The sequence below is a fragment of the Escherichia sp. MOD1-EC7011 genome (assembly GCF_002965005.1).
GTDB classification, from domain to species: Bacteria; Pseudomonadota; Gammaproteobacteria; order Enterobacterales; family Enterobacteriaceae; genus Escherichia; species Escherichia ruysiae.
The window spans coordinates 59,993-85,731 of record NZ_PTRD01000036.1 but is presented as its reverse complement, the minus strand read 5'-3'; the positions used below and the strand labels follow the sequence as shown (position 1 = coordinate 85,731).

The window sequence follows — 25,739 nt, the reverse complement described above, 5'->3', positions numbered from 1 at the left end:
GATTATTTTTTAACTTTAAATTTCTTCTGCCAGACCAGCAGTTCAAACACGCCGAAAAGGAAAATACGCACCTTTTCGGCGGTGGTCATCTGCGGGCCATCTTTCGGCAAGGTCGATTTTAACAGCGCCAGTTGCATACCATGCATCAGCACGGTAAAAATCAGCGCCACGTTAACGAAAATATTCAGCGGGCGTGGGAATGGTTGAAAAAGATTGAGGATCAAAAATCCCCAAACGTAGAGCATTAACAAACGTCCAATATTAATCAGCATCACTTTCTCCTTGTGTTTCACGCTGATACAGCCGATAAGCGACCTGACCAGCCACTTTTTCGCGATATAACGACCAGTTGGCAGGAACGGCGGGCAGGCCATTTTCTACTTCACTTTCAACATATACCCAGGCTTCATCAGCCAGCCAACCGTTGTTTTCCAGTAAATTAATGGTTTCTTCCAGCAAGCCACGGCGGAACGGAGGGTCAACAAACACAATATTATGCGGCGTTCCTTTTTGCATTAGAAAAGACATCGCATTGGTGTTCACGACTCGCGCATTGCCCGCTTTCAGCGTCGCGAGATTCTTGGTTAATTGCTGAGATACCGTGCGATCCATCTCAACCAGCGTAGCTTCCGCAGCGTAGCGTGACAAGGCTTCCAGCCCCAGCGCACCGCTACCTGCGAAGCAGTCCAGGCATTGCGCATCAACAATGACCGGCGCCAGCCAGTTAAACAGCGTTTCGCGCACGCGATCGGTGGTAGGACGTAGACCTGGGCTATCAGGAACCGGGAGTTTACGGCCTCGCCACTGCCCACCAATAATGCGGATTTGACCGCTGCCGGAATGATTCGGTTTTTTCATGGTAAATTGCTCAATCCGCCAGATAACACATACTTGCAGGCGGTGATGTGGATTAAGTTAAGTGGTAGACTATTTCATCATTTTTTTAGCTGCTATGTACATAGCGTTAACGCTGTGCCATGAAGCAACAGCGAGGAGTGTAGTCGCAGATGGCGAAAGAAAAAAAACGTGGCTTTTTTTCCTGGCTGGGCTTTGGTCAAAAAGAGCAGACCCCGGAAAAAGAGACAGAAACCCAAAACGAACAACCGGTTGTAGAAGAAATCGTCCAGGCGCAAGAGCCTGCGAAAGTTGCTGAACAACCCGTTGAAGAACAGCCACAGGCGCATACTGAAGCTGAGGCGGAAACTTTTGCTGCCGACGTTGTGGAAGTCACTGAACAGGTTGTTGAAAGTGAAAAAGCGCAACCTGAAGCGGTTGTCGAGCCGGAAGTTATTGCAGAACCGGAGCCGATAGTTGAAGAAACGCCAGCGTCGGTAGTTGAACCTGAAGTCACGCCAGAGCCAGTGGCTATCGAGCGTGAAGAGCTGCCGCTGCCAGAAGACGTTAAAGTCGAAGAAGTTTCGCCAGAAGAGTGGCAGGCCGAAGCGGAAACCGTGGAGATTGTCGAAGCGGCGGAAGAACAAGCAGCGAAAGAAGAAATCACCGACGAAGAGCTGGAAGCACAGGCGCTGGCTGCTGAAGCGGCAGAAGAGGCGGTGATGGTCGTTCCTCCGGCAGAAGAAGATCAGCCGGTGGAAGAGGTAGCCCAGGAGCAGGAAAAACCAACCAAAGAAGGTTTCTTCGCTCGCCTGAAACGCAGCCTTCTGAAAACTAAAGAAAACCTCGGTTCCGGATTTATCAGCCTGTTCCGTGGTAAAAAAATCGACGATGATCTGTTTGAAGAGCTGGAAGAGCAATTGCTCATCGCCGATGTGGGCGTGGAAACCACGCGCAAAATCATCACCAATCTGACTGAAGGCGCGACCCGCAAACAGCTTCGCGATGCTGAGGCGCTCTACGGTCTGCTGAAAGAAGAGATGGGTGAGATTCTGGCGAAGGTCGATGAACCGCTGAATGTCGAAGGTAAAACACCGTTCGTGATTCTGATGGTAGGCGTCAATGGCGTGGGTAAAACCACGACTATCGGTAAGCTGGCGCGTCAGTTTGAACAACAAGGTAAATCGGTCATGCTGGCGGCGGGCGATACTTTCCGTGCAGCAGCGGTTGAACAGCTTCAGGTCTGGGGGCAGCGCAACAATATTCCGGTGATTGCCCAGCATACCGGCGCGGATTCCGCCTCAGTTATCTTCGACGCTATTCAGGCCGCTAAGGCGCGTAATGTTGATGTCCTGATTGCCGATACCGCCGGACGCTTGCAGAACAAATCGCACCTGATGGAAGAGCTGAAGAAAATCGTCCGTGTGATGAAGAAACTCGACGTTGAAGCGCCGCATGAAGTTATGCTGACTATCGATGCCAGCACCGGGCAGAATGCGGTAAGCCAGGCCAAACTGTTCCATGAAGCCGTCGGCTTAACCGGCATCACGTTAACTAAACTGGACGGCACGGCGAAAGGCGGAGTAATTTTCTCGGTGGCTGACCAGTTTGGTATTCCTATTCGCTATATTGGTGTCGGCGAACGTATTGAGGATTTGCGTCCGTTTAAGGCGGACGACTTTATAGAGGCACTTTTTGCCCGAGAGGATTAACAATGATTCGCTTTGAACATGTCAGCAAGGCTTATCTCGGTGGGAGACAGGCGCTGCAGGGCGTTACGTTCCATATGCAGCCGGGTGAGATGGCGTTTCTGACCGGTCATTCCGGTGCAGGGAAAAGTACCCTCCTGAAGCTGATCTGTGGGATTGAGCGGCCCAGCGCCGGGAAAATCTGGTTTAGCGGCCATGACATCACGCGTCTGAAAAACCGTGAAGTTCCGTTTCTGCGCCGCCAGATTGGCATGATTTTCCAGGATCACCATCTACTGATGGATCGTACTGTCTACGATAATGTGGCGATCCCGTTGATTATCGCCGGTGCCAGCGGTGACGATATTCGTCGTCGTGTATCGGCGGCGCTGGATAAAGTCGGGCTACTGGACAAAGCGAAGAACTTTCCGATTCAGCTTTCTGGCGGTGAACAACAACGCGTTGGCATTGCCCGCGCGGTGGTTAACAAACCAGCGGTACTGCTGGCGGACGAACCGACCGGTAACCTTGACGACGCGCTGTCGGAAGGGATTTTACGTCTGTTTGAAGAGTTTAACCGCGTTGGGGTAACGGTATTGATGGCAACGCACGACATCAACCTGATTTCGCGGCGTTCCTATCGTATGCTCACCCTGAGCGATGGTCACTTGCATGGAGGCGTGGGCCATGAATAAGCGCGATGCAATCAATCATATCCGGCAGTTTGGCGGACGTCTGGATCGCTTCCGTAAATCGGTCGGCGGCTCTGGCGACGGCGGTCGTAACGCGCCGAAACGCGCGAAATCCTCGCCAAAACCGGTAAATCGCAAAACCAACGTTTTCAACGAACAGGTGCGCTATGCCTTCCACGGCGCATTGCAGGATCTGAAAAGCAAACCGTTCGCCACATTTTTAACGGTGATGGTTATCGCCATCTCCCTGACGCTGCCCAGCGTCTGTTATATGGTGTACAAAAACGTTAATCAGGCGGCGACGCAGTATTATCCGTCACCGCAAATCACCGTTTACCTGCAAAAAACGCTGGACGATGACGCCGCTGCGGGCGTGGTGGCACAGTTGCAGGCCGAACAGGGCGTGGAGAAAGTGAACTATCTTTCTCGTGAGGACGCGTTGGGCGAGTTCCGTAACTGGTCTGGTTTTGGCGGCGCGCTGGACATGCTGGAGGAAAACCCGCTTCCGGCTGTGGCGGTGGTGATCCCAAAACTCGATTTTCAGGGGACGGAGTCGCTGAATACGTTGCGTGATCGCATCACGCAAATTAACGGCATCGATGAAGTACGAATGGACGATAGCTGGTTTGCCCGTCTGACTGCACTGACTGGGCTGGTAGGGCGTGTTTCGGCGATGATCGGCGTGCTGATGGTGGCGGCAGTGTTCCTGGTTATCGGCAACAGCGTGCGTCTGAGCATATTTGCCCGCCGCGACTCCATCAACGTGCAGAAACTGATTGGCGCGACGGATGGTTTCATACTTCGCCCGTTCCTGTATGGTGGCGCGCTGCTGGGATTTTCTGGCGCATTACTGTCATTAATTTTGTCAGAAATTCTGGTGCTGCGTTTGTCATCGGCGGTTGCGGAAGTGGCGCAGGTATTCGGAACGAAGTTTGATATCAATGGTTTATCGTTCGATGAATGCCTGCTGCTGCTGCTGGTGTGTTCGATGATTGGCTGGGTGGCAGCATGGCTTGCCACGGTACAACATTTACGGCACTTTACGCCGGAATAATAAAATCGTGTTATACTCTTTCCCTGCAATGGGTTCCGTAGCAGGGAAAGAGACCCCGTTGTCTCTTCCCGGTATTTCATCTCTATGTCACATTTTGTGCGTAATTTATTCACAAGACAGCATTGAACTTGTGGATAAAATCACGGTCTGATAAAACTGTGAATGATAATCTCGTTGCTCTTAAGCTCTGGCACAGTTGTTGCTACCACTGAAGCGCCAGAAGATATCGATTGAGAGGATTTGAATGACTGACAAAATGCAAAGTTTAGCTTTAGCCCCTGTTGGCAACCTGGATTCTTACATCCGGGCAGCTAACGCGTGGCCGATGTTGTCGGCTGACGAGGAGCGGGCGCTGGCTGAAAAGCTGCATTACCATGGCGATCTGGAAGCAGCTAAAACGCTGATCCTGTCTCACCTGCGGTTTGTTGTTCATATTGCTCGTAATTATGCGGGCTATGGCCTGCCACAGGCGGATTTGATTCAGGAAGGTAACATCGGCCTGATGAAAGCAGTGCGCCGTTTCAACCCGGAAGTGGGTGTGCGCCTGGTCTCCTTCGCCGTTCACTGGATCAAAGCAGAGATCCACGAATACGTTTTGCGTAACTGGCGTATCGTCAAAGTTGCGACCACCAAAGCGCAGCGCAAACTGTTTTTTAATCTGCGTAAAACCAAGCAGCGTCTGGGCTGGTTTAACCAGGATGAAGTCGAAATGGTGGCTCGCGAACTGGGCGTAACCAGCAAAGACGTCCGTGAGATGGAATCGCGTATGGCGGCACAGGACATGACTTTTGACATGTCTTCCGACGACGATTCAGACAGCCAGCCGATGGCTCCGGTGCTCTATCTGCAGGATAAATCATCTAACTTTGCAGACGGCATTGAAGATGATAACTGGGAAGAGCAGGCGGCAAACCGTCTGACCGACGCGATGCAGGGTCTGGACGAGCGTAGCCAGGATATCATCCGCGCGCGCTGGCTGGACGAAGATAACAAATCTACGTTGCAGGAACTGGCTGACCGTTACGGCGTTTCCGCTGAACGTGTACGTCAGCTGGAAAAGAACGCGATGAAAAAACTTCGCGCTGCCATTGAAGCGTAATTTCCGCTATTAAGCAGAGAACCCTGGATGAGAGTCCGGGGTTTTTGTTTTTTGGGCCTCTACAATAATCAATTCCCCCCTCCGGCAAAACGCCAATCCCCACGCAGATTGTTAATAAACTGTCAAAATAGCTATTCCAATATCATAAAAATCGGGTATGTTTTAGCAGAGTATGCTGCTAAAGCACGGGTAGTCATGCATAAAACGAAATAAAGTGCTGAAAAACAACATCACAACACACGTAATAACCAGAAGAATGGGGATTCTCAGGATGAACATAAAGGGTAAAGCGTTACTGGCAGGATGTATCGCGCTGGCATTCAGCAATATGGCTCTGGCAGAAGATATTAAAGTCGCGGTCGTGGGCGCAATGTCTGGTCCGGTGGCACAGTATGGTGACCAGGAGTTTACTGGCGCAGAACAGGCGGTTGCGGATATCAACGCCAAAGGCGGCGTTAAAGGCAACAAACTGCAAATCGTAAAATATGACGATGCCTGTGACCCGAAACAGGCCGTCGCGGTGGCGAACAAAGTGGTTAACGACGGCATTAAATATGTCATTGGTCACCTCTGTTCTTCATCAACACAGCCAGCGTCTGACATTTATGAAGACGAAGGCATTTTAATGATCACCCCAGCGGCAACCGCGCCAGAGCTGACTGCCCGTGGCTATCAGCTGATCCTGCGCACCACCGGTCTGGACTCCGACCAGGGGCCGACGGCGGCAAAATATATTCTTGAGAAAGTGAAACCGCAGCGTATTGCTATCGTTCACGACAAACAACAGTACGGCGAAGGTCTGGCGCGTGCGGTGCAGGACGGCCTGAAGAAAGGCAATGCTAACGTAGTGTTCTTTGATGGCATCACCGCCGGGGAAAAAGATTTCTCGACGCTGGTGGCACGCCTGAAGAAAGAGAATATCGACTTCGTTTACTACGGCGGTTATCACCCGGAAATGGGGCAGATCCTGCGTCAGGCGCGCGCGGCGGGGCTGAAAACTCAGTTTATGGGGCCGGAAGGTGTGGCTAACGTCTCGCTGTCTAATATCGCGGGCGAGTCAGCGGAAGGACTGCTGGTGACCAAGCCGAAGAACTACGATCAGGTTCCGGCGAACAAACCGATTGTTGACGCGATCAAAGCGAAAAAACAGGATCCAAGCGGCGCATTCGTCTGGACCACCTACGCGGCGTTGCAATCTTTGCAGGCGGGGCTGAATCAGTCTGACGATCCGGCGGAGATCGCCAAATACCTGAAAGCGAACTCGGTTGATACGGTGATGGGGCCACTGACCTGGGATGAGAAAGGTGACCTGAAAGGCTTTGAGTTCGGTGTGTTTGACTGGCACGCCAACGGCACGGCGACCGGTGCGAAGTAACAGATAGATAAATGAAAATGCCCGATGAGCTGAACCGCCATCGGGTTTTTTTGTGTTTGTCGAAATGGTTGTAGAAAGATTAAACAATCCAGGATATGCTTAATGTACGGTAGAATTCCGTACATATTTATAAGTAGCAGGAGAGTTTACATGTCTGCTGTTAAAAAGCAGCGTATCGATCTGCGTTTAACTGACGATGACAAAAGTCTAATTGAGGAAGCGGCGGCGATATCTAATCAGTCCGTCAGCCAATTTATGTTGAATAGTGCCTCGCAGCGGGCTACAGAAGTGATTGAACAGCATCGGCGAGTGATCCTTAATGAGGAGTCCTGGACGCGGGTGATGGATGCGCTGAGTAATCCGCCGTCACCAGGTGAAAAGTTAAAACGTGCGGCAAAACGTCTTCAGGGAATGTAATAATTTATGGATGATCTGACGATAGAGATTCTGACCTATGATGCAGATTATGATCTACAGCGATTCGACTGCGGCGAGGAAGCCTTAAATCTCTTTCTGACGACACATCTGGTTCGTCAGCATCGCAATAAAATTCTGCGAGCGTACATCCTTCGTGCCAACACGCCAGAACGTCAGGTCCTGGGATATTACACATTATCCGGCAGTTGTTTTGAACGAGCCGCATTGCCCTCGAAATCGAAACAGAAAAAAATTCCCTACAAAAATATTCCCAGCGTCACTCTTGGGCGTCTGGCAATTGATCGTTCAATACAGGGGCAGGGATGGGGAGCAACACTGGTTGCTCATGCCATGAAAGTCGTCTGGTCAGCCTCTTTAGCGGTAGGTATTCACGGTCTTTTTGTCGAGGCGCTGAATGAAAAAGCCCATACGTTTTATCAGTCGCTGGGCTTTATCCCGTTGGTCGGAGAAAACGAAAATGCGTTATTTTTCCCAACCAAATCCATAGAACTGCTTTTTACACAGAGCGATTAACGCTTCTCCCAACCGCCCTGCTGTGCCGTAAACCCCTGTGCTTGCATAAACGCTGTCATCACGCCGCGATCTTCCACGCCAGCATCCGCCATCCACCAGTATGAAACGCCGGGATTATCACGTAACACTTCTTCCAGCAGATATTGCCCTACGCCGCGTCGGCGGGTGACTTCCCGTACACGCAGGGAATCCATCGCTCCCTCGGTGCCGCTTAAGGTTACTCGCACGGCAGCGAGCAGGCGCTCGTTAAAACGCGCGGCGTAAATACGGTGGGAATCGTCAACCTGTAAAGAGGAAGGAGAATACTCCGGCCAGATCTTTTGCAGGTCAATTCGATCCTGGTCGCTAAAGTTTTCTAATCGAATGATGGTCAGCTTCATGGGGAACCCGTACAAATCACAAAAGTGGAACCAGTGTAGCGAAATAATTTAATCGGAGGCTTTCTCTTTTTTATTTCTTTTGGCAGGTGATTAATTTTTTTTCAGCAATAATTACAAATTAAAAACATTATAGAATGAAAATTGTCCAGCATAATCCCCTGAATGGTAGTGAATTATTCCGCCCTTTGTACCGTTATTTTATGCTGACAACGGCGCTTTTTTCTGTTTATCTATCAATTAATTCAGAATATTATCTGTTCTTAATCGACTGAAAAATAGAGATTTTAATCGATATCATCACAAAAAACTGCGCTAAACCCTTAATCGGACAGGCAAAAACAGCGCAGTATAAAAAAGAACAGTCTGATTTGTTAACACATAAAAAACAAAGCAACACAACATTACGAGTGGGGATTTTTGACTATGAAACGGAATGCGAAAACTATCATCGCAGGGATGATTGCACTGGCAATTTCACACACTGCTTTAGCCGACGATATTAAAGTTGCCGTTGTCGGCGCGATGTCCGGCCCGATTGCCCAGTGGGGTGATATGGAATTTAACGGCGCGCGTCAGGCGATTAAAGACATTAATGCCAAAGAGGGAATTAAGGGCGATAAGTTGGTTGGCGTGGAATATGACGACGCCTGCGACCCAAAACAAGCCGTTGCGGTCGCCAACAAAATCGTTAACGACGGCATTAAATACGTTATTGGCCATCTGTGTTCCTCTTCTACCCAACCTGCGTCAGATATCTATGAAGATGAAGGTATCCTGATGATCTCGCCGGGGGCGACTAACCCGGAGCTGACTCAACGCGGTTATCAACACATCATGCGTACTGCCGGGCTGGACTCTTCCCAGGGGCCAACGGCGGCAAAATACATTGTTGAGACGGTGAAGCCTCAGCGCATCGCCATCATTCACGACAAACAACAGTATGGCGAAGGGCTGGCGCGTTCGGTGCAGGACGGGCTGAAAGCGGCTAACGCCAACGTCGTCTTCTTCGACGGCATTACCGCTGGCGAGAAAGATTTCTCCGCGCTGATCGCCCGCCTGAAAAAAGAAAACATCGACTTTGTTTACTACGGTGGTTACTACCCGGAAATGGGGCAGATGCTGCGCCAGGCGCGTTCCGTTGGCCTGAATACTCAGTTTATGGGGCCGGAAGGTGTAGGTAATGCGTCGCTGTCGAACATTGCCGGCGATGCCGCCGAAGGCATGTTGGTCACCATGCCAAAACGCTATGACCAGGATCCGGCAAACAAAGGCATCGTTGATGCGCTGAAAGCGGACAAGAAAGATCCGTCTGGGCCTTATGTCTGGATCACCTACGCGGCGGTGCAATCTCTGGCAACTGCCCTTGAGCGTACCGGCAGCGATGAGCCGCTGACACTGGTGAAAGATTTAAAAGCTAACGGTGCAAACACCGTGATTGGGCCGCTGAACTGGGATGAAAAAGGCGATCTGAAGGGATTTGATTTTGGTGTCTTCCAGTGGCACGCCGACGGTTCATCCACGGCAGCCAAGTGATCATCCCACCGTCCGTGAAATGCGGGCGGGTTTAGAAAGGTTACCTTATGTCTGAGCAGTTTTTGTATTTCTTACAGCAGATGTTTAACGGCGTCACGCTGGGCAGTACCTACGCGCTGATAGCCATCGGCTACACCATGGTTTACGGCATTATCGGCATGATCAACTTCGCCCACGGCGAGGTTTACATGATTGGCAGCTACGTCTCCTTTATGATCATCGCTGCACTGATGATGATGGGCATTGATACCGGCTGGCTACTGGTAGCGGCGGGATTTGTCGGCGCAATCGTCATTGCCAGCGCCTACGGCTGGAGTATCGAACGGGTGGCTTACCGCCCGGTGCGCAACTCTAAGCGCCTGATTGCCCTCATTTCTGCAATCGGCATGTCCATCTTCCTGCAAAACTACGTCAGCCTGACCGAAGGTTCGCGCGACGTGGCGCTGCCCAGCCTGTTTAACGGTCAGTGGGTGGTGGGGCATAGCGAAAACTTCTCTGCCTCTATTACTACCATGCAGGCGGTGATCTGGATTGTTACCTTCCTCGCCATGCTGGCGCTGACGATTTTCATTCGCTATTCCCGCATGGGGCGCGCGTGTCGTGCCTGCGCGGAAGATCTGAAAATGGCGAGCCTGCTTGGCATCAACACCGACCGGGTGATTGCGCTGACTTTTGTGATTGGCGCGGCGATGGCGGCGGTGGCGGGCGTTCTGCTCGGTCAGTTCTACGGCGTGATTAACCCCTATATCGGCTTTATGGCCGGGATGAAAGCCTTTACCGCAGCGGTGCTCGGTGGGATTGGCAGTATTCCGGGGGCGATGATTGGCGGGTTGATTCTGGGGATTGCGGAGGCGCTCTCTTCGGCTTATTTGAGTACGGAATATAAAGATGTGGTCTCATTTGCCTTATTGATTCTGGTTCTGCTGGTGATGCCGACAGGTATTCTGGGTCGCCCGGAGGTAGAGAAAGTATGAAACCGATGCATATTGCAATGGCGCTGCTTTCTGCCGCTATGTTCTTTGTTCTGGCGGGCATCTTTATGGGCGTGCAACTGGAACTGGATGGCACCAAACTGGTGGTTGACAGTGCTTCAGACATCCGTTGGCAGTGGGTATTTATCGGCACGGCGGTGGTCTTTTTCTTCCAGCTTGTGCGACCCGCTTTCCAGAAAGGGCTAAAAAGCGTTTCAGGGCCGAAGTTTATTCTGCCAGCGATTGATGGTTCCACGGTGAAGCAAAAGCTGTTCCTCGTGGCGCTGCTGGTGCTTGCGGTAGCGTGGCCGTTTATGGTGTCACGTGGGACGGTGGATATTGCCACTCTGACCATGATCTACATTATCCTCGGCCTCGGGCTGAACGTGGTGGTAGGGCTTTCTGGTTTGCTGGTGCTCGGTTACGGCGGCTTTTACGCCATCGGCGCTTACACCTTTGCGCTGCTCAATCACTATTACGGTCTTGGCTTCTGGACTTGCCTGCCGATTGCCGGATTAATGGCAGCGGCGGCGGGCTTCCTGCTCGGTTTTCCGGTGCTGCGTCTGCGCGGTGACTATCTGGCGATCGTTACCCTCGGTTTCGGCGAAATTGTGCGCATATTGCTGCTCAATAACACCGAAATTACCGGTGGTCCGAACGGTATCAGCCAGATCCCTAAACCGACCTTCTTCGGCCTTGAGTTCAGCCGTACCGCCCGCGAAGGCGGCTGGGATACGTTCAGTAATTTCTTTGGCCTGAAATACGATCCCTCCGATCGCGTCATCTTCCTCTACCTGGTGGCCTTGCTGCTGGTAGTGTTCTCTTTGTTCGTCATTAACCGCCTGCTGCGGATGCCGCTGGGGCGTGCGTGGGAAGCGTTGCGTGAAGACGAGATCGCCTGCCGTTCGCTGGGCTTAAGCCCACGTCGTATCAAGCTGACCGCCTTTACCATCAGCGCCGCGTTTGCGGGTTTTGCCGGAACGCTGTTTGCTGCGCGCCAGGGCTTTGTCAGCCCGGAATCCTTCACCTTTGCCGAATCGGCATTTGTGCTGGCGATAGTGGTGCTCGGTGGCATGGGGTCGCAGTTCGCGGTGATCCTGGCGGCAATTTTGCTGGTGGTGTCGCGCGAGTTGATGCGTGATTTCAACGAATACAGCATGTTAATGCTCGGTGGTTTGATGGTGCTGATGATGATCTGGCGTCCGCAGGGCTTGCTGCCCATGACGCGCCCGCAACTGAAGCTGAAAAACGGCGAAACGAAAGGAGAGCAGGCATGAATCAGCCATTATTATCTGTTAACGGCCTGATGATGCGCTTCGGCGGCCTGCTGGCGGTGAATAACGTCAATCTCGAACTGTACCCGCAGGAGATCGTCTCGTTAATCGGCCCTAACGGTGCCGGAAAAACCACGGTCTTTAACTGCCTGACCGGATTCTACAAACCCACTGGCGGCGCCATTTTACTGCGCGATCAGCATCTGGAAGGTTTGGCGGGTCAGCAAATCGCCCGTATGGGGGTGGTGCGTACTTTTCAGCACGTGCGTCTGTTCCGCGAAATGACGGTGATTGAAAACCTGTTGGTGGCGCAGCATCAGCAACTGAAAACCGGGCTGTTCTCTGGCCTGTTGAAAACGCCTTCTTTCCGTCGCGCCCAAAGTGAGGCGCTCGATCGAGCCGCAACCTGGCTTGAGCGCATTGGTTTGCTGGAACACGCTAACCGTCAGGCGAGTAACCTGGCCTACGGTGACCAGCGTCGCCTGGAGATTGCCCGCTGCATGGTGACGCAGCCGGAGATTTTAATGCTCGACGAACCGGCGGCAGGTCTTAATCCGAAAGAGACCAAAGAGCTGGATGAGTTGATTGCCGAACTGCGTAACCATCACAACACCACTATCTTGTTGATTGAACACGATATGAAGCTGGTGATGGGGATTTCAGACAGAATTTACGTGGTCAATCAGGGGACGCCGCTGGCAAACGGCACGCCGGAGCAAATCCGTAATAACCCGGACGTGATCCGTGCCTATTTAGGTGAGGCATAAGATGGAAAAAGTCATGTTGTCCTTTGACAAAGTCAGCGCCCACTACGGCAAAATCCAGGCGCTGCATGAGGTGAGCCTGCATATCAATCAGGGCGAGATTGTCACCCTCATTGGCGCGAACGGGGCGGGGAAAACCACCTTGCTCGGCACATTATGCGGCGACCCGCGCGCCACCAGCGGGCGAATTGTGTTTGATGATAAAGACATTACCGACTGGCAGACGGCGAAAATCATGCGTGAAGCGGTAGCGATTGTCCCGGAAGGGCGTCGTGTCTTCTCACGAATGACGGTGGAAGAGAACCTGGCAATGGGCGGCTTCTTTGCCGAACGCGACCAGTTTCAGGAGCGTATAAAGTGGGTGTATGAGCTGTTCCCGCGTCTGCATGAGCGCCGTATTCAGCGGGCGGGCACCATGTCCGGCGGTGAACAGCAGATGCTGGCGATTGGTCGTGCGCTGATGAGCAACCCGCGTTTGTTGTTGCTTGATGAGCCATCGCTCGGCCTTGCGCCGATTATCATCCAGCAAATTTTCGACACCATCGAGCAGCTGCGCGAGCAGGGGATGACTATCTTCCTCGTCGAGCAGAACGCCAACCAGGCGCTAAAGCTGGCGGATCGCGGCTACGTGCTGGAAAACGGCCATGTGGTGCTCTCCGATACCGGCGACGCGCTGCTGGCGAACGAAGCGGTGAGAAGCGCGTATTTAGGCGGGTAATAACACGTTGATTGATAAGGAGTCAAAAGACTCCTTTGAGACAGCTGACAAATGTAAAAATGCCTGATGCGCTGCGCTTATCAGGCCTACTGGGTGAGTGGCAATATGTTGAATTTGCACGAGCTTGTAGGCCTGATAAGGCGTTTACGCTGCATCCGGCATGAAACGATGAGCAATCTGTAGAGTTTGATTCAGACCTTCTATATTTTCCCGCTTATCCGTGTCCCATCTCCCATTTTCCCTCACCCGCGCCGTCACTGCCTTGTCATCTTTCTGACACCTTACTATCTTACAAATGTAACAAAAAAGTTATTTTTCTGTAATTCGAGCATGTCATGTTACCCCGCGAGCATAAAACGCGTGAATTCGCGCATTCGGTACAACAAGAGAGATAAACGATGAAACCGTTACATTATACAGCTTCAGCACTGGCGCTCGGACTGGCGTTAATGGGGAATGCACAGGCAGTGACGACCATTCCGTTCTGGCATTCTATGGAAGGGGAACTGGGTAAAGAGGTGGATTCTCTGGCTCAACGTTTTAACGCCGAAAACCCGGATTACAAAATTGTACCGACCTACAAAGGCAACTACGAACAGAATTTAAGCGCGGGGATTGCCGCATTTCGTACCGGCAACGCGCCGGCTATTTTGCAGGTTTATGAAGTTGGCACCGCTACCATGATGGCGTCGAAAGCCATTAAACCGGTATATGACGTGTTTAAAGAGGCGGGGATTAACTTCGATGAGTCGCAGTTTGTGCCGACGGTTTCAGGTTACTACTCCGACAGCAAAACCGGCCACTTACTCTCCCAGCCGTTCAACAGCTCGACTCCCGTTCTCTATTACAACAAAGACGCTTTCAAGAAAGCGGGGTTAGACCCGGAACAGCCGCCGAAAACCTGGCAGGATCTGGCGGACTATGCCGCGAAACTGAAAGCCTCCGGTATGAAGTGCGGCTACGCCAGCGGCTGGCAGGGCTGGATCCAACTGGAAAATTTTAGCGCCTGGAACGGTCTACCGTTTGCCAGCAAAAACAACGGCTTTGACGGCATAGATGCGGTGCTGGAGTTCAACAAGCCGGAGCAGGTGAAACACATCGCCATGCTCGAGGAGATGAACAAGAAGGGCGACTTCAGCTATGTCGGGCGTAAGGATGAATCCACCGAGAAGTTCTATAACGGTGATTGCGCGATGACCACCGCCTCTTCCGGTTCTCTTGCCAACATTCGCGAGTACGCCAAATTCAACTACGGCGTAGGCATGATGCCTTACGACGCCGATGCGAAAGATGCGCCACAAAATGCCATTATCGGCGGAGCCAGCCTGTGGGTGATGCAGGGCAAAGATAAAGAAACGTATACCGGCGTGGCGAAGTTCCTCGACTTCCTCGCGAAGCCAGAAAACGCTGCTGAATGGCATCAGAAAACCGGTTATCTGCCGATCACCAAAGCGGCGTATGACCTGACCCGTGAGCAGGGCTTTTACGAGAAAAACCCAGGGGCGGATACCGCGACGCGTCAGATGCTGAACAAACCGCCGTTGCCGTTCACCAAAGGGCTGCGTCTGGGCAACATGCCGCAGATCCGCGTGATTGTGGATGAAGAGCTGGAGAGCGTGTGGACCGGCAAGAAGACGCCACAGCAGGCGCTGGATACTGCCGTTGAGCGTGGGAATCAGTTACTGCGCCGCTTTGAGCAGTCTACGAAGTCTTAATTCTCTTACCCTCACCCTAACCCTCTCCCTAAGGGAGAGGGGACCGATCGGCGTGGTGGAAAAGTGCCGTGTCGGTTTGTCACTTCGTACTGAAGGCGAAGGGAACCACCCGGCGTGGTAGAGCGAAGTTGACTCAATGGCAAAACGCCGCACCGCCTTTCTCCCTCGCCCCTTTGGGGAGAGGGTCGGGGTGAGGGGAACACAACACGAAGAGTTTATTTATGTCATCATCCCGTCCGGTGTTCCGCTCGCGCTGGCTGCCCTATCTGCTGGTCGCGCCGCAGCTCATCATCACCGTTATCTTTTTTATCTGGCCTGCGGGCGAAGCGTTGTGGTACTCGCTACAAAGCGTCGATCCGTTTGGTTTCTCCAGCCAGTTTGTCGGTCTGGATAACTTCGTCACGCTGTTTCATGACAGCTACTATCTCGACTCCTTCTGGACGACGATAAAATTCAGCACCTTTGTCACCGTCAGTGGTTTGCTGGTGTCGCTGTTCTTTGCGGCGTTGGTGGAGTACATCGTGCGCGGCAGCCGTTTCTATCAAACCTTAATGCTGCTGCCTTACGCTGTGGCACCCGCCGTTGCCGCCGTATTGTGGATCTTCCTGTTTAACCCCGGTCGCGGGCTGATTACCCATTTTCTCGCCGAGTTCGGCTACGACTGGAACCACGCGCAAAACAGCGGTCAGGCGATGTTCCTGGTGGTGTTTGCCTCGGTGTGGAAGCAAATCAGCTACAACTTTCTGTTCTTCTATGCCGCGCTGCAATCCATTCCCCGTTCGTTGATCGAAGCCGCAGCCATCGACGGTGCAGGGCCGATTCGCCGCTTCTTTAAGATTGCTCTGCCGCTTATCGCTCCGGTGAGTTTCTTCCTGCTGGTGGTGAACCTGGTGTACGCCTTCTTCGACACCTTCCCGGTGATCGACGCCGCCACGTCCGGCGGGCCGGTTCAGGCTACCACGACGCTGATTTATAAGATCTACCGCGAAGGCTTTACCGGGCTGGATCTGGCTTCGTCTGCCGCGCAGTCGGTGGTGTTGATGTTCCTCGTCATCGTGCTGACGGTGGTGCAGTTCCGCTATGTTGAAAGCAAGGTGCGTTACCAATGATTGAGAACCGTCCGTGGCTGACGATATTCAGCCATACCATGCTGATCCTCGGGATCGCGGTGATCCTCTTCCCGCTGTACGTGGCGTTTGTCGCGGCAACGCTGGATAAACAAGCCGTCTACGCCGCGCCGATGACGCTAATTCCTGGCACACATCTGCTGGAAAACATCCACAACATCTGGGTGAACGGGGTAGGCACGAATAGCGCGCCGTTCTGGCGGATGTTGCTTAACAGCTTCGTGATGGCGTTCAGCATTACGCTCGGCAAAATTACCGTCTCGATGCTTTCGGCATTTGCTATTGTCTGGTTTCGTTTTCCGCTGCGTAACCTCTTCTTCTGGATGATTTTTATCACCCTGATGCTGCCGGTTGAAGTGCGTATTTTCCCGACGGTAGAAGTCATTGCCAATCTGAAGATGCTCGACAGCTATGCAGGTTTAACGCTGCCGCTGATGGCCTCGGCGACCGCCACCTTCCTGTTCCGCCAGTTCTTTATGACGCTGCCGGATGAGCTGGTGGAAGCCGCGCGGATCGACGGCGCGTCGCCAATGCGCTTCTTTTGCGACATTGTTTTTCCGTTGTCGAAAACCAATCTGGCGGCGCTGTTTGTGATCACCTTTATCTACGGCTGGAACCAGTATCTGTGGCCGCTGCTGATTATTACCGACGTTGATCTCGGCACTACCGTTGCAGGGATCAAAGGGATGATTGCCACAGGCGAAGGCACCACGGAATGGAACTCGGTGATGGCGGCGATGTTGTTAACTCTGATCCCACCAGTAGTGATTGTTTTAGTGATGCAGCGTGCCTTCGTGCGCGGCCTGGTCGATAGTGAGAAATAAGATGGCAGGACTGAAATTACAGGCAGTAACCAAAAGCTGGGATGGCAAAACCCAGGTCATTAAACCGCTGACCCTTGATGTGGCGGATGGCGAATTTATCGTGATGGTCGGGCCGTCTGGCTGCGGGAAATCCACGCTGCTGCGCATGGTTGCCGGGCTGGAGCGGGTAACGGAAGGCGATATCTGGATCAACAATGAGCGTGTGACCGAAATGGAGCCGAAAGATCGTGGGATTGCGATGGTGTTCCAGAACTACGCGCTTTATCCGCATATGAGCGTCGAAGAAAACATGGCGTGGGGGCTGAAAATTCGCGGCATGGGCAAGCAGCAAATTGCCGAGCGCGTTCAAGAAGCGGCACGCATTCTGGAACTGGACGGCCTGCTTAAGCGCCGCCCGCGTGAGCTTTCCGGCGGGCAGCGCCAGCGCGTGGCAATGGGGCGCGCGATTGTGCGCGATCCGGCGGTATTTTTGTTTGATGAGCCGCTCTCGAACCTTGATGCCAAGCTGCGCGTGCAGATGCGCCTTGAGTTGCAGCAATTGCACCGTCGCCTGAAAACGACTTCACTCTACGTTACTCACGATCAGGTTGAGGCGATGACCCTCGCCCAGCGAGTAATGGTGATGAACGGCGGCGTTGCCGAACAGATTGGCACGCCAGTTGAAGTGTACGAAAAGCCCGCCAGCCTGTTTGTGGCGAGTTTTATCGGCAGCCCGGCGATGAACCTGCTGACAGGCCGCGTGAATAACGAAGGCACGTACTTCGAACTGGACGGCGGTATCGCGCTGCCGCTAAACGGTAGCTACCGGCAGTATGCCGGACGTAAAATGACCCTCGGTATTCGCCCGGAACATATTGCGTTAAGCTCGCAGGCAGAAGGCGGCGTGCCGCTGGTGATGGACACGCTGGAGATCCTCGGTGCAGATAACCTGGCGCACGGACGCTGGGGCGAACAGAAGCTGGTGGTAAGACTGGCGCATCAGGAGCGCCCGATGGCAGGCAGTACGCTGTGGCTGCATCTGCCGGAAAATCAGCTACATCTTTTTGATGGTGAAACAGGACAACGAGTATGAGTAACTGGCCTTATCCCCGCATCGTCGCCCATCGTGGCGGCGGTAAACTGGCGCCGGAAAACACCCTGGCGGCAATCGATGTGGGGGCAAAATACGGTCATAAGATGATCGAATTTGACGCGAAGTTATCGAAAGATGGCGAGATCTTCTTGCTCCATGACGACAATCTCGAACGTACCAGCAACGGCTGGGGCGTCGCGGGTGAACTGAACTGGCAGGATTTACTGCGCGTGGATGCGGGCAGTTGGTACAGCAAAATGTTTAAAGGTGAGCCGCTACCGTTGCTTTCGCAGGTGGCGGAACGCTGTCGTGAACACGGGATGATGGCGAATATCGAAATCAAACCCACCACTGGCACTGGACCATTAACGGGCAAAATGGTGGCGCTGGCGTCGCGTGAACTTTGGACTGCTATGACGCCGCCGCTGCTGTCATCGTTTGAGATTGATGCTTTAGAAGCTGCACAACAGGCTGCACCGGAACTGCCGCGCGGTTTGTTGCTTGATGAGTGGCGCGACGACTGGCGAGAACTGACTATGCGGCTGGGCTGCGTCTCTATTCATCTCAATCATAAGTTGCTCGATAAAGCGCGAGTGAGGCAGTTGAAAGACGCCGGATTACGGATTCTGGTGTATACCGTCAACAAACCCCAGCGCGCGGCAGAGTTGCTGCGCTGGGGCGTGGATTGCATTTGTACCGATGCGATTGACGTGATTGATCCGAACTTTACGGCCCAATAGTTTTCAACGGAATATCAGGCTGCGGCGTGCTGGGTTGATTCAGCATGTCGCCGTTTCTCCTCTCCGGCAGCATATGCTGCTGATTCAGCGAGTTATCCGGATTACGGTTGCTGTTTAACATCCCGCCGTTGGTGTTGGGCAGCATTTGCTGCCGGGCGGGATTTAGCTCCCCCGGCTGCGACTGCAATACCCGCTGCGAGTTACTGTTAATCTGATTTTCTAAATGTTGCTGCTGTAATTGCGTCTGCGTTTTCAGTTGCTGATTCAGCATCCCTTTTTGCTGGATTTGCTGGGTCTGCATCTGGGTTTGCATCCGTTGCTGACTGGGGATCTGATACCCCGACTGGTTAGGGTTGTTCAGAGTATTAATGGGCTGTGCAAAGCCGACGAACGGCAGGAGTGCCGTCAAAAGCAGAAGTCGTTTCATCGCGTATCCTCCTCTGAAGATATCCTTTAAGTTTACTCGCTTCCCGGCAAAACGATGATTAATTCAGAGTTATATACCAGGCTTAGCTGGGGTTGCCCCACACATAACTGGAGAATAACGATGATAAAACCGACGTTTTTACGCCGGGTGGCCATTGCTGCTCTGCTCTCAGGAAGTTGTTTTAGTGTTGTTGCCGCGCCACCTGCGCCGCCGCCGGTCTCGTATGGCGTGGAGGAAGATGTCTTCCATCCGGTGCGCGCGAAGCAGGGGATGGTGGCGTCTGTCGATGCCACTGCCACCCAAGTGGGAGTAGATATTCTAAAGGAGGGCGGGAATGCCGTTGATGCCGCCGTGGCGGTGGGCTACGCGCTGGCGGTAACGCATCCGCAGGCGGGGAATCTGGGCGGCGGTGGTTTTATGCTGATCCGCACTAAGGATGGCAATACAACCGCTATCGATTTCCGCGAAATGGCACCCGCCAAAGCGACCCGCGATATGTTTCTCGATGACCAGGGCAATCCGGACAGCAAAAAATCACTCACTTCGCATCTGGCCTCCGGTACGCCTGGCACGGTCGCAGGCTTCTCGCTGGCGCTGGAGAAGTACGGCACTATGCCGCTGAACAAAGTGGTGCAACCGGCGTTTAAACTGGCGCGTGATGGTTTTATCGTTAACGACGCGCTGGCCGACGATCTCAAAACCTACGGCAGTGAAGTGCTGCCGAATCACGAAAACAGCAAGGCTATCTTCTGGAAAGAGGGCGAGCCGCTGAAAAAGGGCGACAAGCTGGTGCAGGCGAACCTGGCAAAGAGCCTGGAGATGATTGCCGAAAACGGCCCGGACGAATTCTACAAAGGCACGATAGCGGAACAGATTGCCCAGGAGATGCAGAAAAACGGCGGCTTAATTACCAAAGAGGATTTAGCGGCGTATAAAGCGGTCGAACGCACACCAATAAGCGGCGATTATCGCGGGTATCAGGTTTACTCCATGCCACCGCCATCCTCCGGCGGGATTCACATCGTGCAGATCCTCAATATCCTGGAAAACTTCGATATGAAGAAATACGGCTTTGGCAGTGCCGACGCGATGCAAATCATGGCTGAAGCTGAGAAATACGCCTACGCCGACCGCTCGGAATATCTTGGCGACCCGGATTTTGTCAAAGTTCCGTGGCAGGCGCTGACCAATAAAGCCTATGCCAAATCCATTGCCGATCAAATTGATATCAACAAAGCGAAACCGTCCAGCGAAATTCGCCCAGGCAAACTTGCGCCTTATGAGAGCAATCAAACAACCCATTACTCAGTGGTGGATAAAGACGGTAACGCGGTGGCGGTGACCTATACGCTGAACACCACCTTCGGTACGGGTATTGTCGCGGGCGAGAGCGGTATTCTGCTTAATAACCAGATGGATGATTTCTCCGCCAAACCGGGTGTGCCGAACGTTTACGGGCTGGTGGGCGGTGATGCTAACGCCGTCGGGCCGAACAAACGTCCGCTGTCGTCGATGTCACCAACCATTGTGGTGAAAGACGGTAAAACTTGGCTGGTTACCGGTAGCCCAGGCGGGAGCCGGATTATCACCACCGTGCTGCAAATGGTGGTGAACAGCATCGATTATGGAATGAACGTTGCCGAAGCGACCAATGCGCCGCGTTTCCACCATCAGTGGTTACCGGACGAGCTGCGCGTCGAGAAAGGATTTAGCCCGGATACGCTCAAGCTGCTGGAAGAAAAAGGTCAGAAAGTGGCGCTGAAAGAGGCGATGGGCAGTACACAAAGCATTATGGTTGGGCCGGACGGTGAGTTGTATGGGGCATCCGACCCGCGCTCGGTGGATGATTTAACGGCGGGGTATTAATATCTTAAGCCCTCTCCCGGTAGGTGAGGGCTTAAATGACCAACTTAGATTGCAAATTCTTTACTTCACCCGCGCCATAAAATACGCATCGACATATTCACCATTTCGCAACGCGTACTTTTTACCAGTTCCTTCAATCTCAAAACCGTATTTTTTATAGACCTTAATTGCCGGGGCGTTATCGACAAACACGGTTAGTTCAATACGATCTACCCGCAGCCAGTTGTCGCACATTTCAGTCATCTCTCGCATCAGGGCGCTGGCGACGCCGCGATTGTGCCAGCGGGAGTCGACGCAGATACCAAAATCGGCAACATGACTGCGGCGCGGGCGTTGCTGCACGTCAATGGTGAGATGACCCACGACGGTTCCATCAATACAGGCGACTAACTGTTTGATGCCGGGACGATCGGCGAGTCGCTCCTGCCACATATGATCGGAAGGATGAGGCACCTGTAGCGTGTTGTAATACACCTCCGGCTGGGCGTGGATTTGCCGAATGGCCTCGTAATCGCGCGTTTCAGCGTGGCGTATCACTATCTCACTCATTCCTCTGTCCTCTTTGGGGTAAATGTCCCTTTCAACATCATTGACTTTCAAATGCGAGTCAAATGCATTTTTTTGCAAAAAGTGTTGGACAAGTGCGAATGAGAATGATTATTATTGTCTCGCAATCAGGAAGACCCTCGCGGAGAACCTGAAAGCACGACATTGCTCACATTGCTTCCAGTATTACTTAGCCAGCCGGGTGCTGGCTTTTTTTTGCTTTCGTTCCTGCCAGGCTGACTTGCTATTTTGCCCACGGGAAGTGCTCGTGTTGAGACAAATGCAAAATTGCCTGATGCGCTACGCTTATCAGCCTACAAACCTGTGCCCGAACCGTAGGTCGGATAAGGCGTTCACGCCGCATCCGGCATGATCAAAGTGCACTTTGCCAACAATCTGACGTACTGAAGCACAGGCATAGGAACCACGTCCGCTTTGCGTTAAGGTGTAACTAACCACCTTATAAAAGGACGAAATCATGGTCATTAACTGCGCCTTTATTGGCTTCGGCAAAAGCACCACCCGTTACCATCTGCCGTATGTACTTAACCGCAAGGATAGCTGGCATGTCGCGCATATTTTCCGCCGCCATGCGAAGCCGGAAGAACAGGCTCCTGTCTACTCGCATATCCATTTCACCAGCGATCTCGACGAAGTATTAAACGATCCTGACGTTAAGCTGGTTGTCGTCTGCACTCACTCTGATAGCCACTTCGAGTACGCGAAGCGCGCGCTGGAAGCCGGGAAAAATGTGCTGGTTGAAAAACCGTTCACCCCTACGCTTGCGCAGGCGAAAGAGCTGTTTGCGCTGGCAAAAAGCAAAGGGCTGACCGTCACGCCGTATCAGAATCGCCGCTTTGATTCTTGCTTCCTGACGGCGAAAAAAGCGATTGAAAGCGGCAAGCTGGGGGAGATTGTTGAAGTGGAAAGCCATTTTGACTACTACCGCCCGGTGGCAGAAACTAAACCAGGGCTGCCGCAAGATGGTGCATTTTATGGCCTTGGCGTGCATACCCTCGACCAGATTATCTCGCTGTTCGGTCGCCCGGATCATGTGGCTTACGACATTCGCAGCCTGCGTAATAAAGCCAATCCGGACGACACCTTTGAAGCGCAGTTGTTTTATGGTGATTTGAAAGCCATCGTCAAAACCAGCCATCTGGTGAAAATCGATTATCCGAAATTTATCGTTCACGGTAAGAAAGGTACATTTATTAAATACGGTATCGACCAGCAGGAAACCAGCCTGAAGGCTAATATTATGCCGGGCGAACCGGGATTCGCAGCGGATGATTCGGTCGGTGTGCTGGAGTATGTCAATGACGAGGGCGTGACGGTAAGAGAAGAGATGACGCCGGAGGTGGGAGATTACGGACGCGTCTACGATGCGCTGCATCAAACCATCACCACCGGTGCACCAAATTACGTCAAGGAATCTGAAGTTCTTACTAATCTGGAAATCCTTGAACGCGGTTTTGAACAAGTCTCTCCCTCCACAGTGACTCTCGCGAAGTAAGTTTGATGGCTCCTCGAATAGTTCAATTTTTTTGAACAGAGGGGTCAATTTTCACCCTCTATCATCCCAGGCGGATCGGGTCCACACTAAGCCCATCGAAAACATTCAGGGGGTGAATACAAATGATCTACTTACGCAAAGCAAATGAACGTGGTCATGCAAATCATGGCTGGCTGGACTCCTGGCACACTTTCTCTTTTGCCAACTATTACGATCCGAATTTTATGGGCTTCTCCGCGCTGCGCGTGATTAACGACGACGTGATTGAAGCAGGGCAGGGCTTCGGCACTCACCCACATAAAGATATGGAAATTTTGACCTACGTGCTGGAAGGTACTGTTGAGCATCAGGACAGCATGGGCAATAAAGAGCATGTTCCGGCGGGCGAGTTTCAGATAATGAGTGCGGGTACGGGTATTCGTCACTCAGAGTACAACCCCAGCAGCACCGAGCGTCTGCATCTGTATCAGATCTGGATCATGCCAGAAGAAAATGGGATTACGCCGCGTTATGAACAGCGTCGCTTTGATGCCGTGCAGGGCAAACAGCTGGTTCTTTCGCCGGATGCGCGTGATGGTTCGCTGAAAGTGTATCAGGATATGGAACTTTACCGCTGGGCGCTGGTAAAAGATGAGCAGTCGATACATCAGATTGCCGCTGAACGCCGCGTCTGGATCCAGGTAGTAAAAGGCAATGTCACCATTAACGGTGTCAAAGCCTCTACCAGCGATGGTCTGGCAATCTGGGATGAGCAGGCAATCTCCGTCCACGCCGATAGCGACAGTGAAATCCTGCTGTTCGATTTACCGCCAGTCTAAATTTATCTCACAAACCTTCCTGAGGAATCAGGAAGGTTGTGATGCGTCCGTGGTAAACTAAAGGAATCTATCCCTTTTGTACCCTTCAGGACGATGAAAAAGAAAAGACCCGTACTTCAGGATGTGGCTGACCGTGTAGGCGTGACCAAAATGACGGTCAGCCGTTTTTTACGCAACCCGGAGCAGGTCTCCGTCGCCTTACGCGGCAAGATTGCCGCCGCTCTTGATGAACTGGGTTATATTCCCAACCGCGCGCCCGATATCCTCTCAAATGCTACCAGCCGGGCAATTGGTGTCCTGTTACCTTCTCTCACCAACCAGGTTTTCGCGGAAGTATTACGCGGCATCGAAAGCGTCACCGACGCGCACGGTTATCAGACTATGCTGGCGCACTACGGTTATAAACCGGAAATGGAGCAAGAACGTCTCGAATCGATGCTCTCCTGGAATATCGACGGGCTGATCCTCACCGAACGTACCCACACGCCGCGCACCTTAAAGATGATTGAAGTGGCAGGTATTCCGGTGGTGGAACTGATGGACAGTAAATCACCGTGCCTCGATATCGCCGTCGGTTTTGATAACTTTGAAGCGGCACGCCAGATGACCACCGCCATTATTGCTCGCGGGCATCGTCACATTGCCTATCTCGGCGCACGTCTCGACGAACGTACTATCATCAAACAGAAGGGATACGAACAGGCGATGCTGGATGCAGGCCTGGTGCCATATAGCGTGATGGTTGAACAATCTTCTTCTTACTCTTCAGGTATTGAACTGATTCGCCAGGCGCGGAGGGAATATCCGCAGTTGGATGGCGTATTCTGTACCAACGATGACCTGGCTGTCGGCGCGGCGTTTGAATGTCAGCGTTTGGGGCTGAAAATTCCTGACGATATGGCGATTGCCGGTTTCCACGGTCACGATATTGGTCAGGTGATGGAGCCACGGCTGGCGAGTGTGCTGACACCGCGTGAGCGGATGGGCAGCATTGGCGCTGAACGCCTGCTGGCGCGTATTCGTGGCGAAGCAGTGACACCGAAAATGTTAGATTTAGGTTTCACCTTGTCACCGGGCGGATCTATTTAAGCTCACAAATTTGAAGTAGCTCACACTTATACACTTAAGGCACGGATGGATATTGCTTCTGATTTTGTCCGGCTGGACAATGTTACCGATAACAGTTACCCGTAACATTTTTAATTCTTGTATTGTGGGGGCACCACTTTGAGCACGACTAACCATGATCACCACATTTACGTCTTGATGGGCGTATCGGGCAGCGGCAAATCTGCGGTCGCCAGTGAAGTGGCGCATCAACTTCATGCCGCGTTTCTTGATGGCGATTTCCTCCATCCGCGTCGCAATATCGAAAAAATGGCGTCCGGTGAACCGTTGAATGATGACGATCGCAAACCGTGGTTACAGGCACTGAACGACGCCGCGTTTGCCATGCAGCGCACCAATAAAGTGTCGCTGATCGTCTGTTCTGCACTGAAAAAGCACTATCGCGACCTGCTACGCGCGGGTAATCCGAATCTCTCCTTCATCTACCTGAAAGGCGATTTTGATGTGATTGAAAGCCGCCTGAAAGCGCGTAAAGGCCATTTCTTTAAAACCCAAATGCTGGTGACGCAGTTTGAAACGCTGCAGGAACCGGGTGCGGACGAAACCGATGTACTGGTGGTGGATATCGATCAGCCACTGGAAGGTGTTGTGGCAAGCACCATTGAGGTTATTAAAAAAGGCAAATAA

At 52.6% G+C, this 25,739-nt stretch carries 27 protein-coding genes; 22 read left to right on the top strand and 5 right to left on the bottom strand.

All coding sequences use genetic code 11. The annotated features are described in order from the left end of the window. Window positions 1–2 precede the first annotated feature (2 nt). Window positions 3–272: a DUF1145 family protein gene (locus A7098_RS17975; protein ID WP_105281205.1), complete on the bottom strand. Its 270-nt coding sequence runs from the start codon at window positions 270–272 to the stop codon at window positions 3–5. Next, complete coding sequence (rsmD, locus tag A7098_RS17970; RefSeq protein ID WP_032226695.1) at window positions 262–858, bottom strand: 16S rRNA (guanine(966)-N(2))-methyltransferase; 597 nt, start codon at window positions 856–858, stop codon at window positions 262–264. Before rsmD ends, A7098_RS17975 begins: the two co-directional genes overlap by 11 nt. A 149-nt stretch (window positions 859–1,007) precedes the next feature. Between rsmD and ftsY the strand changes: the two genes are divergently transcribed. The 7 genes from ftsY to ataT all read left to right on the top strand — a co-directional run bounded on the left by ftsY (window position 1,008) and on the right by ataT (window position 7,693). Beyond that, window positions 1,008–2,546: a signal recognition particle-docking protein FtsY gene (gene ftsY, locus A7098_RS17965; protein WP_001040606.1), complete on the top strand. Its 1,539-nt coding sequence runs from the start codon at window positions 1,008–1,010 to the stop codon at window positions 2,544–2,546. 2 nt (window positions 2,547–2,548) lie between these two features. Beyond that, window positions 2,549–3,217 carry a cell division ATP-binding protein FtsE gene (gene ftsE / locus A7098_RS17960; protein ID WP_000617723.1) on the top strand — a complete coding sequence of 223 codons (669 nt, stop codon included), beginning with the start codon at window positions 2,549–2,551 and terminating at the stop codon, window positions 3,215–3,217. Next, a complete protein-coding gene (gene ftsX, locus A7098_RS17955; protein WP_001042009.1) occupies window positions 3,210–4,268 on the top strand; it encodes a permease-like cell division protein FtsX in 1,059 nt (352 codons plus the stop codon). Before ftsE ends, ftsX begins: the two co-directional genes overlap by 8 nt. A 244-nt stretch (window positions 4,269–4,512) precedes the next feature. Next, window positions 4,513–5,367 (top strand): RNA polymerase sigma factor RpoH, encoded by an 855-nt coding sequence (gene rpoH, locus A7098_RS17950; protein WP_000130220.1) that lies wholly within the window; start codon window positions 4,513–4,515, stop codon window positions 5,365–5,367. Window positions 5,368–5,638: 271 nt separating this feature from the next. Continuing rightward, the gene (gene livJ / locus A7098_RS17940; RefSeq protein ID WP_105281204.1) at window positions 5,639–6,742 is read left to right on the top strand and encodes a branched chain amino acid ABC transporter substrate-binding protein LivJ; all 1,104 of its coding nucleotides are present in this window, start codon (window positions 5,639–5,641) and stop codon (window positions 6,740–6,742) included. Window positions 6,743–6,892: 150 nt separating this feature from the next. After that, complete coding sequence (ataR, locus tag A7098_RS17935; RefSeq protein ID WP_105281203.1) at window positions 6,893–7,159, top strand: type II toxin-antitoxin system antitoxin AtaR; 267 nt, start codon at window positions 6,893–6,895, stop codon at window positions 7,157–7,159. A gap of 6 nt (window positions 7,160–7,165) precedes the next feature. Further along, window positions 7,166–7,693, top strand: a complete 528-nt coding sequence (gene ataT, locus A7098_RS17930; protein ID WP_105281202.1) for a type II toxin-antitoxin system toxin acetyltransferase AtaT — start codon at window positions 7,166–7,168, stop codon at window positions 7,691–7,693. On the opposite strand, the gene panM is transcribed toward ataT, so the two are convergent. After that, the gene (gene panM, locus A7098_RS17925) at window positions 7,690–8,073 is read right to left on the bottom strand and encodes an aspartate 1-decarboxylase autocleavage activator PanM (protein ID WP_105281201.1); all 384 of its coding nucleotides are present in this window, start codon (window positions 8,071–8,073) and stop codon (window positions 7,690–7,692) included. The genes ataT and panM overlap by 4 nt on opposite strands. Before the next feature lie 423 nt (window positions 8,074–8,496). On the opposite strand from panM, the gene livK reads away from it, so the two are divergent. From livK to ugpQ, 10 genes are all read left to right on the top strand, one after another. Beyond that, complete coding sequence (gene livK / locus A7098_RS17920; RefSeq protein WP_105281200.1) at window positions 8,497–9,606, top strand: high-affinity branched-chain amino acid ABC transporter substrate-binding protein LivK; 1,110 nt, start codon at window positions 8,497–8,499, stop codon at window positions 9,604–9,606. Between the two features lie 47 nt (window positions 9,607–9,653). Further along, the gene (gene livH, locus A7098_RS17915) at window positions 9,654–10,580 is read left to right on the top strand and encodes a high-affinity branched-chain amino acid ABC transporter permease LivH (RefSeq protein WP_001295111.1); all 927 of its coding nucleotides are present in this window, start codon (window positions 9,654–9,656) and stop codon (window positions 10,578–10,580) included. Continuing rightward, window positions 10,577–11,854: a branched chain amino acid ABC transporter permease LivM gene (gene livM / locus A7098_RS17910; RefSeq protein ID WP_000803774.1), complete on the top strand. Its 1,278-nt coding sequence runs from the start codon at window positions 10,577–10,579 to the stop codon at window positions 11,852–11,854. The genes livH and livM overlap by 4 nt, the downstream gene beginning before the upstream one ends. Continuing rightward, window positions 11,851–12,618 carry a high-affinity branched-chain amino acid ABC transporter ATP-binding protein LivG gene (gene livG / locus A7098_RS17905; protein WP_105281199.1) on the top strand — a complete coding sequence of 256 codons (768 nt, stop codon included), beginning with the start codon at window positions 11,851–11,853 and terminating at the stop codon, window positions 12,616–12,618. Before livM ends, livG begins: the two co-directional genes overlap by 4 nt. A gap of 1 nt (window position 12,619) precedes the next feature. After that, window positions 12,620–13,333 carry a high-affinity branched-chain amino acid ABC transporter ATP-binding protein LivF gene (livF, locus tag A7098_RS17900; RefSeq protein WP_000416891.1) on the top strand — a complete coding sequence of 238 codons (714 nt, stop codon included), beginning with the start codon at window positions 12,620–12,622 and terminating at the stop codon, window positions 13,331–13,333. A gap of 398 nt (window positions 13,334–13,731) precedes the next feature. Beyond that, window positions 13,732–15,048: a sn-glycerol-3-phosphate ABC transporter substrate-binding protein UgpB gene (ugpB, locus tag A7098_RS17895; protein WP_105281198.1), complete on the top strand. Its 1,317-nt coding sequence runs from the start codon at window positions 13,732–13,734 to the stop codon at window positions 15,046–15,048. 221 nt (window positions 15,049–15,269) lie between these two features. Next, window positions 15,270–16,157, top strand: coding sequence for a sn-glycerol-3-phosphate ABC transporter permease UgpA (gene ugpA / locus A7098_RS17890; RefSeq protein ID WP_000099289.1), 888 nt, complete (start codon window positions 15,270–15,272; stop codon window positions 16,155–16,157). Beyond that, window positions 16,154–16,999 carry a sn-glycerol-3-phosphate ABC transporter permease UgpE gene (gene ugpE / locus A7098_RS17885; protein ID WP_000572164.1) on the top strand — a complete coding sequence of 282 codons (846 nt, stop codon included), beginning with the start codon at window positions 16,154–16,156 and terminating at the stop codon, window positions 16,997–16,999. Before ugpA ends, ugpE begins: the two co-directional genes overlap by 4 nt. Before the next feature lies 1 nt (window position 17,000). Next, window positions 17,001–18,071, top strand: a complete 1,071-nt coding sequence (gene ugpC / locus A7098_RS17880; protein WP_105281197.1) for a sn-glycerol 3-phosphate ABC transporter ATP binding protein UgpC — start codon at window positions 17,001–17,003, stop codon at window positions 18,069–18,071. Then, window positions 18,068–18,811, top strand: a complete 744-nt coding sequence (ugpQ, locus tag A7098_RS17875; RefSeq protein ID WP_105281196.1) for a glycerophosphodiester phosphodiesterase — start codon at window positions 18,068–18,070, stop codon at window positions 18,809–18,811. The genes ugpC and ugpQ overlap by 4 nt, the downstream gene beginning before the upstream one ends. Here the strand turns inward: ugpQ and A7098_RS17870 are convergent. After that, a complete protein-coding gene (locus A7098_RS17870; RefSeq protein WP_000826139.1) occupies window positions 18,798–19,238 on the bottom strand; it encodes a DUF2756 family protein in 441 nt (146 codons plus the stop codon). The two genes, ugpQ and A7098_RS17870, sit on opposite strands and share 14 nt — an antisense overlap. A gap of 120 nt (window positions 19,239–19,358) precedes the next feature. Here A7098_RS17870 and ggt point away from each other — a divergent pair, with 120 nt between their 5' ends. After that, window positions 19,359–21,104, top strand: coding sequence for a gamma-glutamyltransferase (gene ggt, locus A7098_RS17865; RefSeq protein WP_105281195.1), 1,746 nt, complete (start codon window positions 19,359–19,361; stop codon window positions 21,102–21,104). A gap of 60 nt (window positions 21,105–21,164) precedes the next feature. Here the strand turns inward: ggt and yhhY are convergent, their stop codons facing one another. Further along, window positions 21,165–21,653, bottom strand: coding sequence for an N-acetyltransferase (yhhY, locus tag A7098_RS17860; protein WP_032226681.1), 489 nt, complete (start codon window positions 21,651–21,653; stop codon window positions 21,165–21,167). A 475-nt stretch (window positions 21,654–22,128) separates the two neighbouring features. On the opposite strand from yhhY, the gene A7098_RS17855 reads away from it, so the two are divergent. From A7098_RS17855 to gntK, 4 genes are all read left to right on the top strand, one after another. Further along, on the top strand, window positions 22,129–23,166 hold the full coding sequence (locus A7098_RS17855; RefSeq protein ID WP_032226680.1) for an oxidoreductase: 1,038 nt from the start codon (window positions 22,129–22,131) through the stop codon (window positions 23,164–23,166). A 122-nt stretch (window positions 23,167–23,288) separates the two neighbouring features. Beyond that, a complete protein-coding gene (yhhW, locus tag A7098_RS17850; RefSeq protein WP_000639800.1) occupies window positions 23,289–23,984 on the top strand; it encodes a quercetin 2,3-dioxygenase in 696 nt (231 codons plus the stop codon). A 93-nt stretch (window positions 23,985–24,077) separates the two neighbouring features. Further along, window positions 24,078–25,073: a gluconate operon transcriptional repressor GntR gene (gntR, locus tag A7098_RS17845; RefSeq protein WP_000730250.1), complete on the top strand. Its 996-nt coding sequence runs from the start codon at window positions 24,078–24,080 to the stop codon at window positions 25,071–25,073. A 138-nt stretch (window positions 25,074–25,211) separates the two neighbouring features. Next, the gene (gene gntK / locus A7098_RS17840; RefSeq protein WP_000108328.1) at window positions 25,212–25,739 is read left to right on the top strand and encodes a gluconokinase; all 528 of its coding nucleotides are present in this window, start codon (window positions 25,212–25,214) and stop codon (window positions 25,737–25,739) included.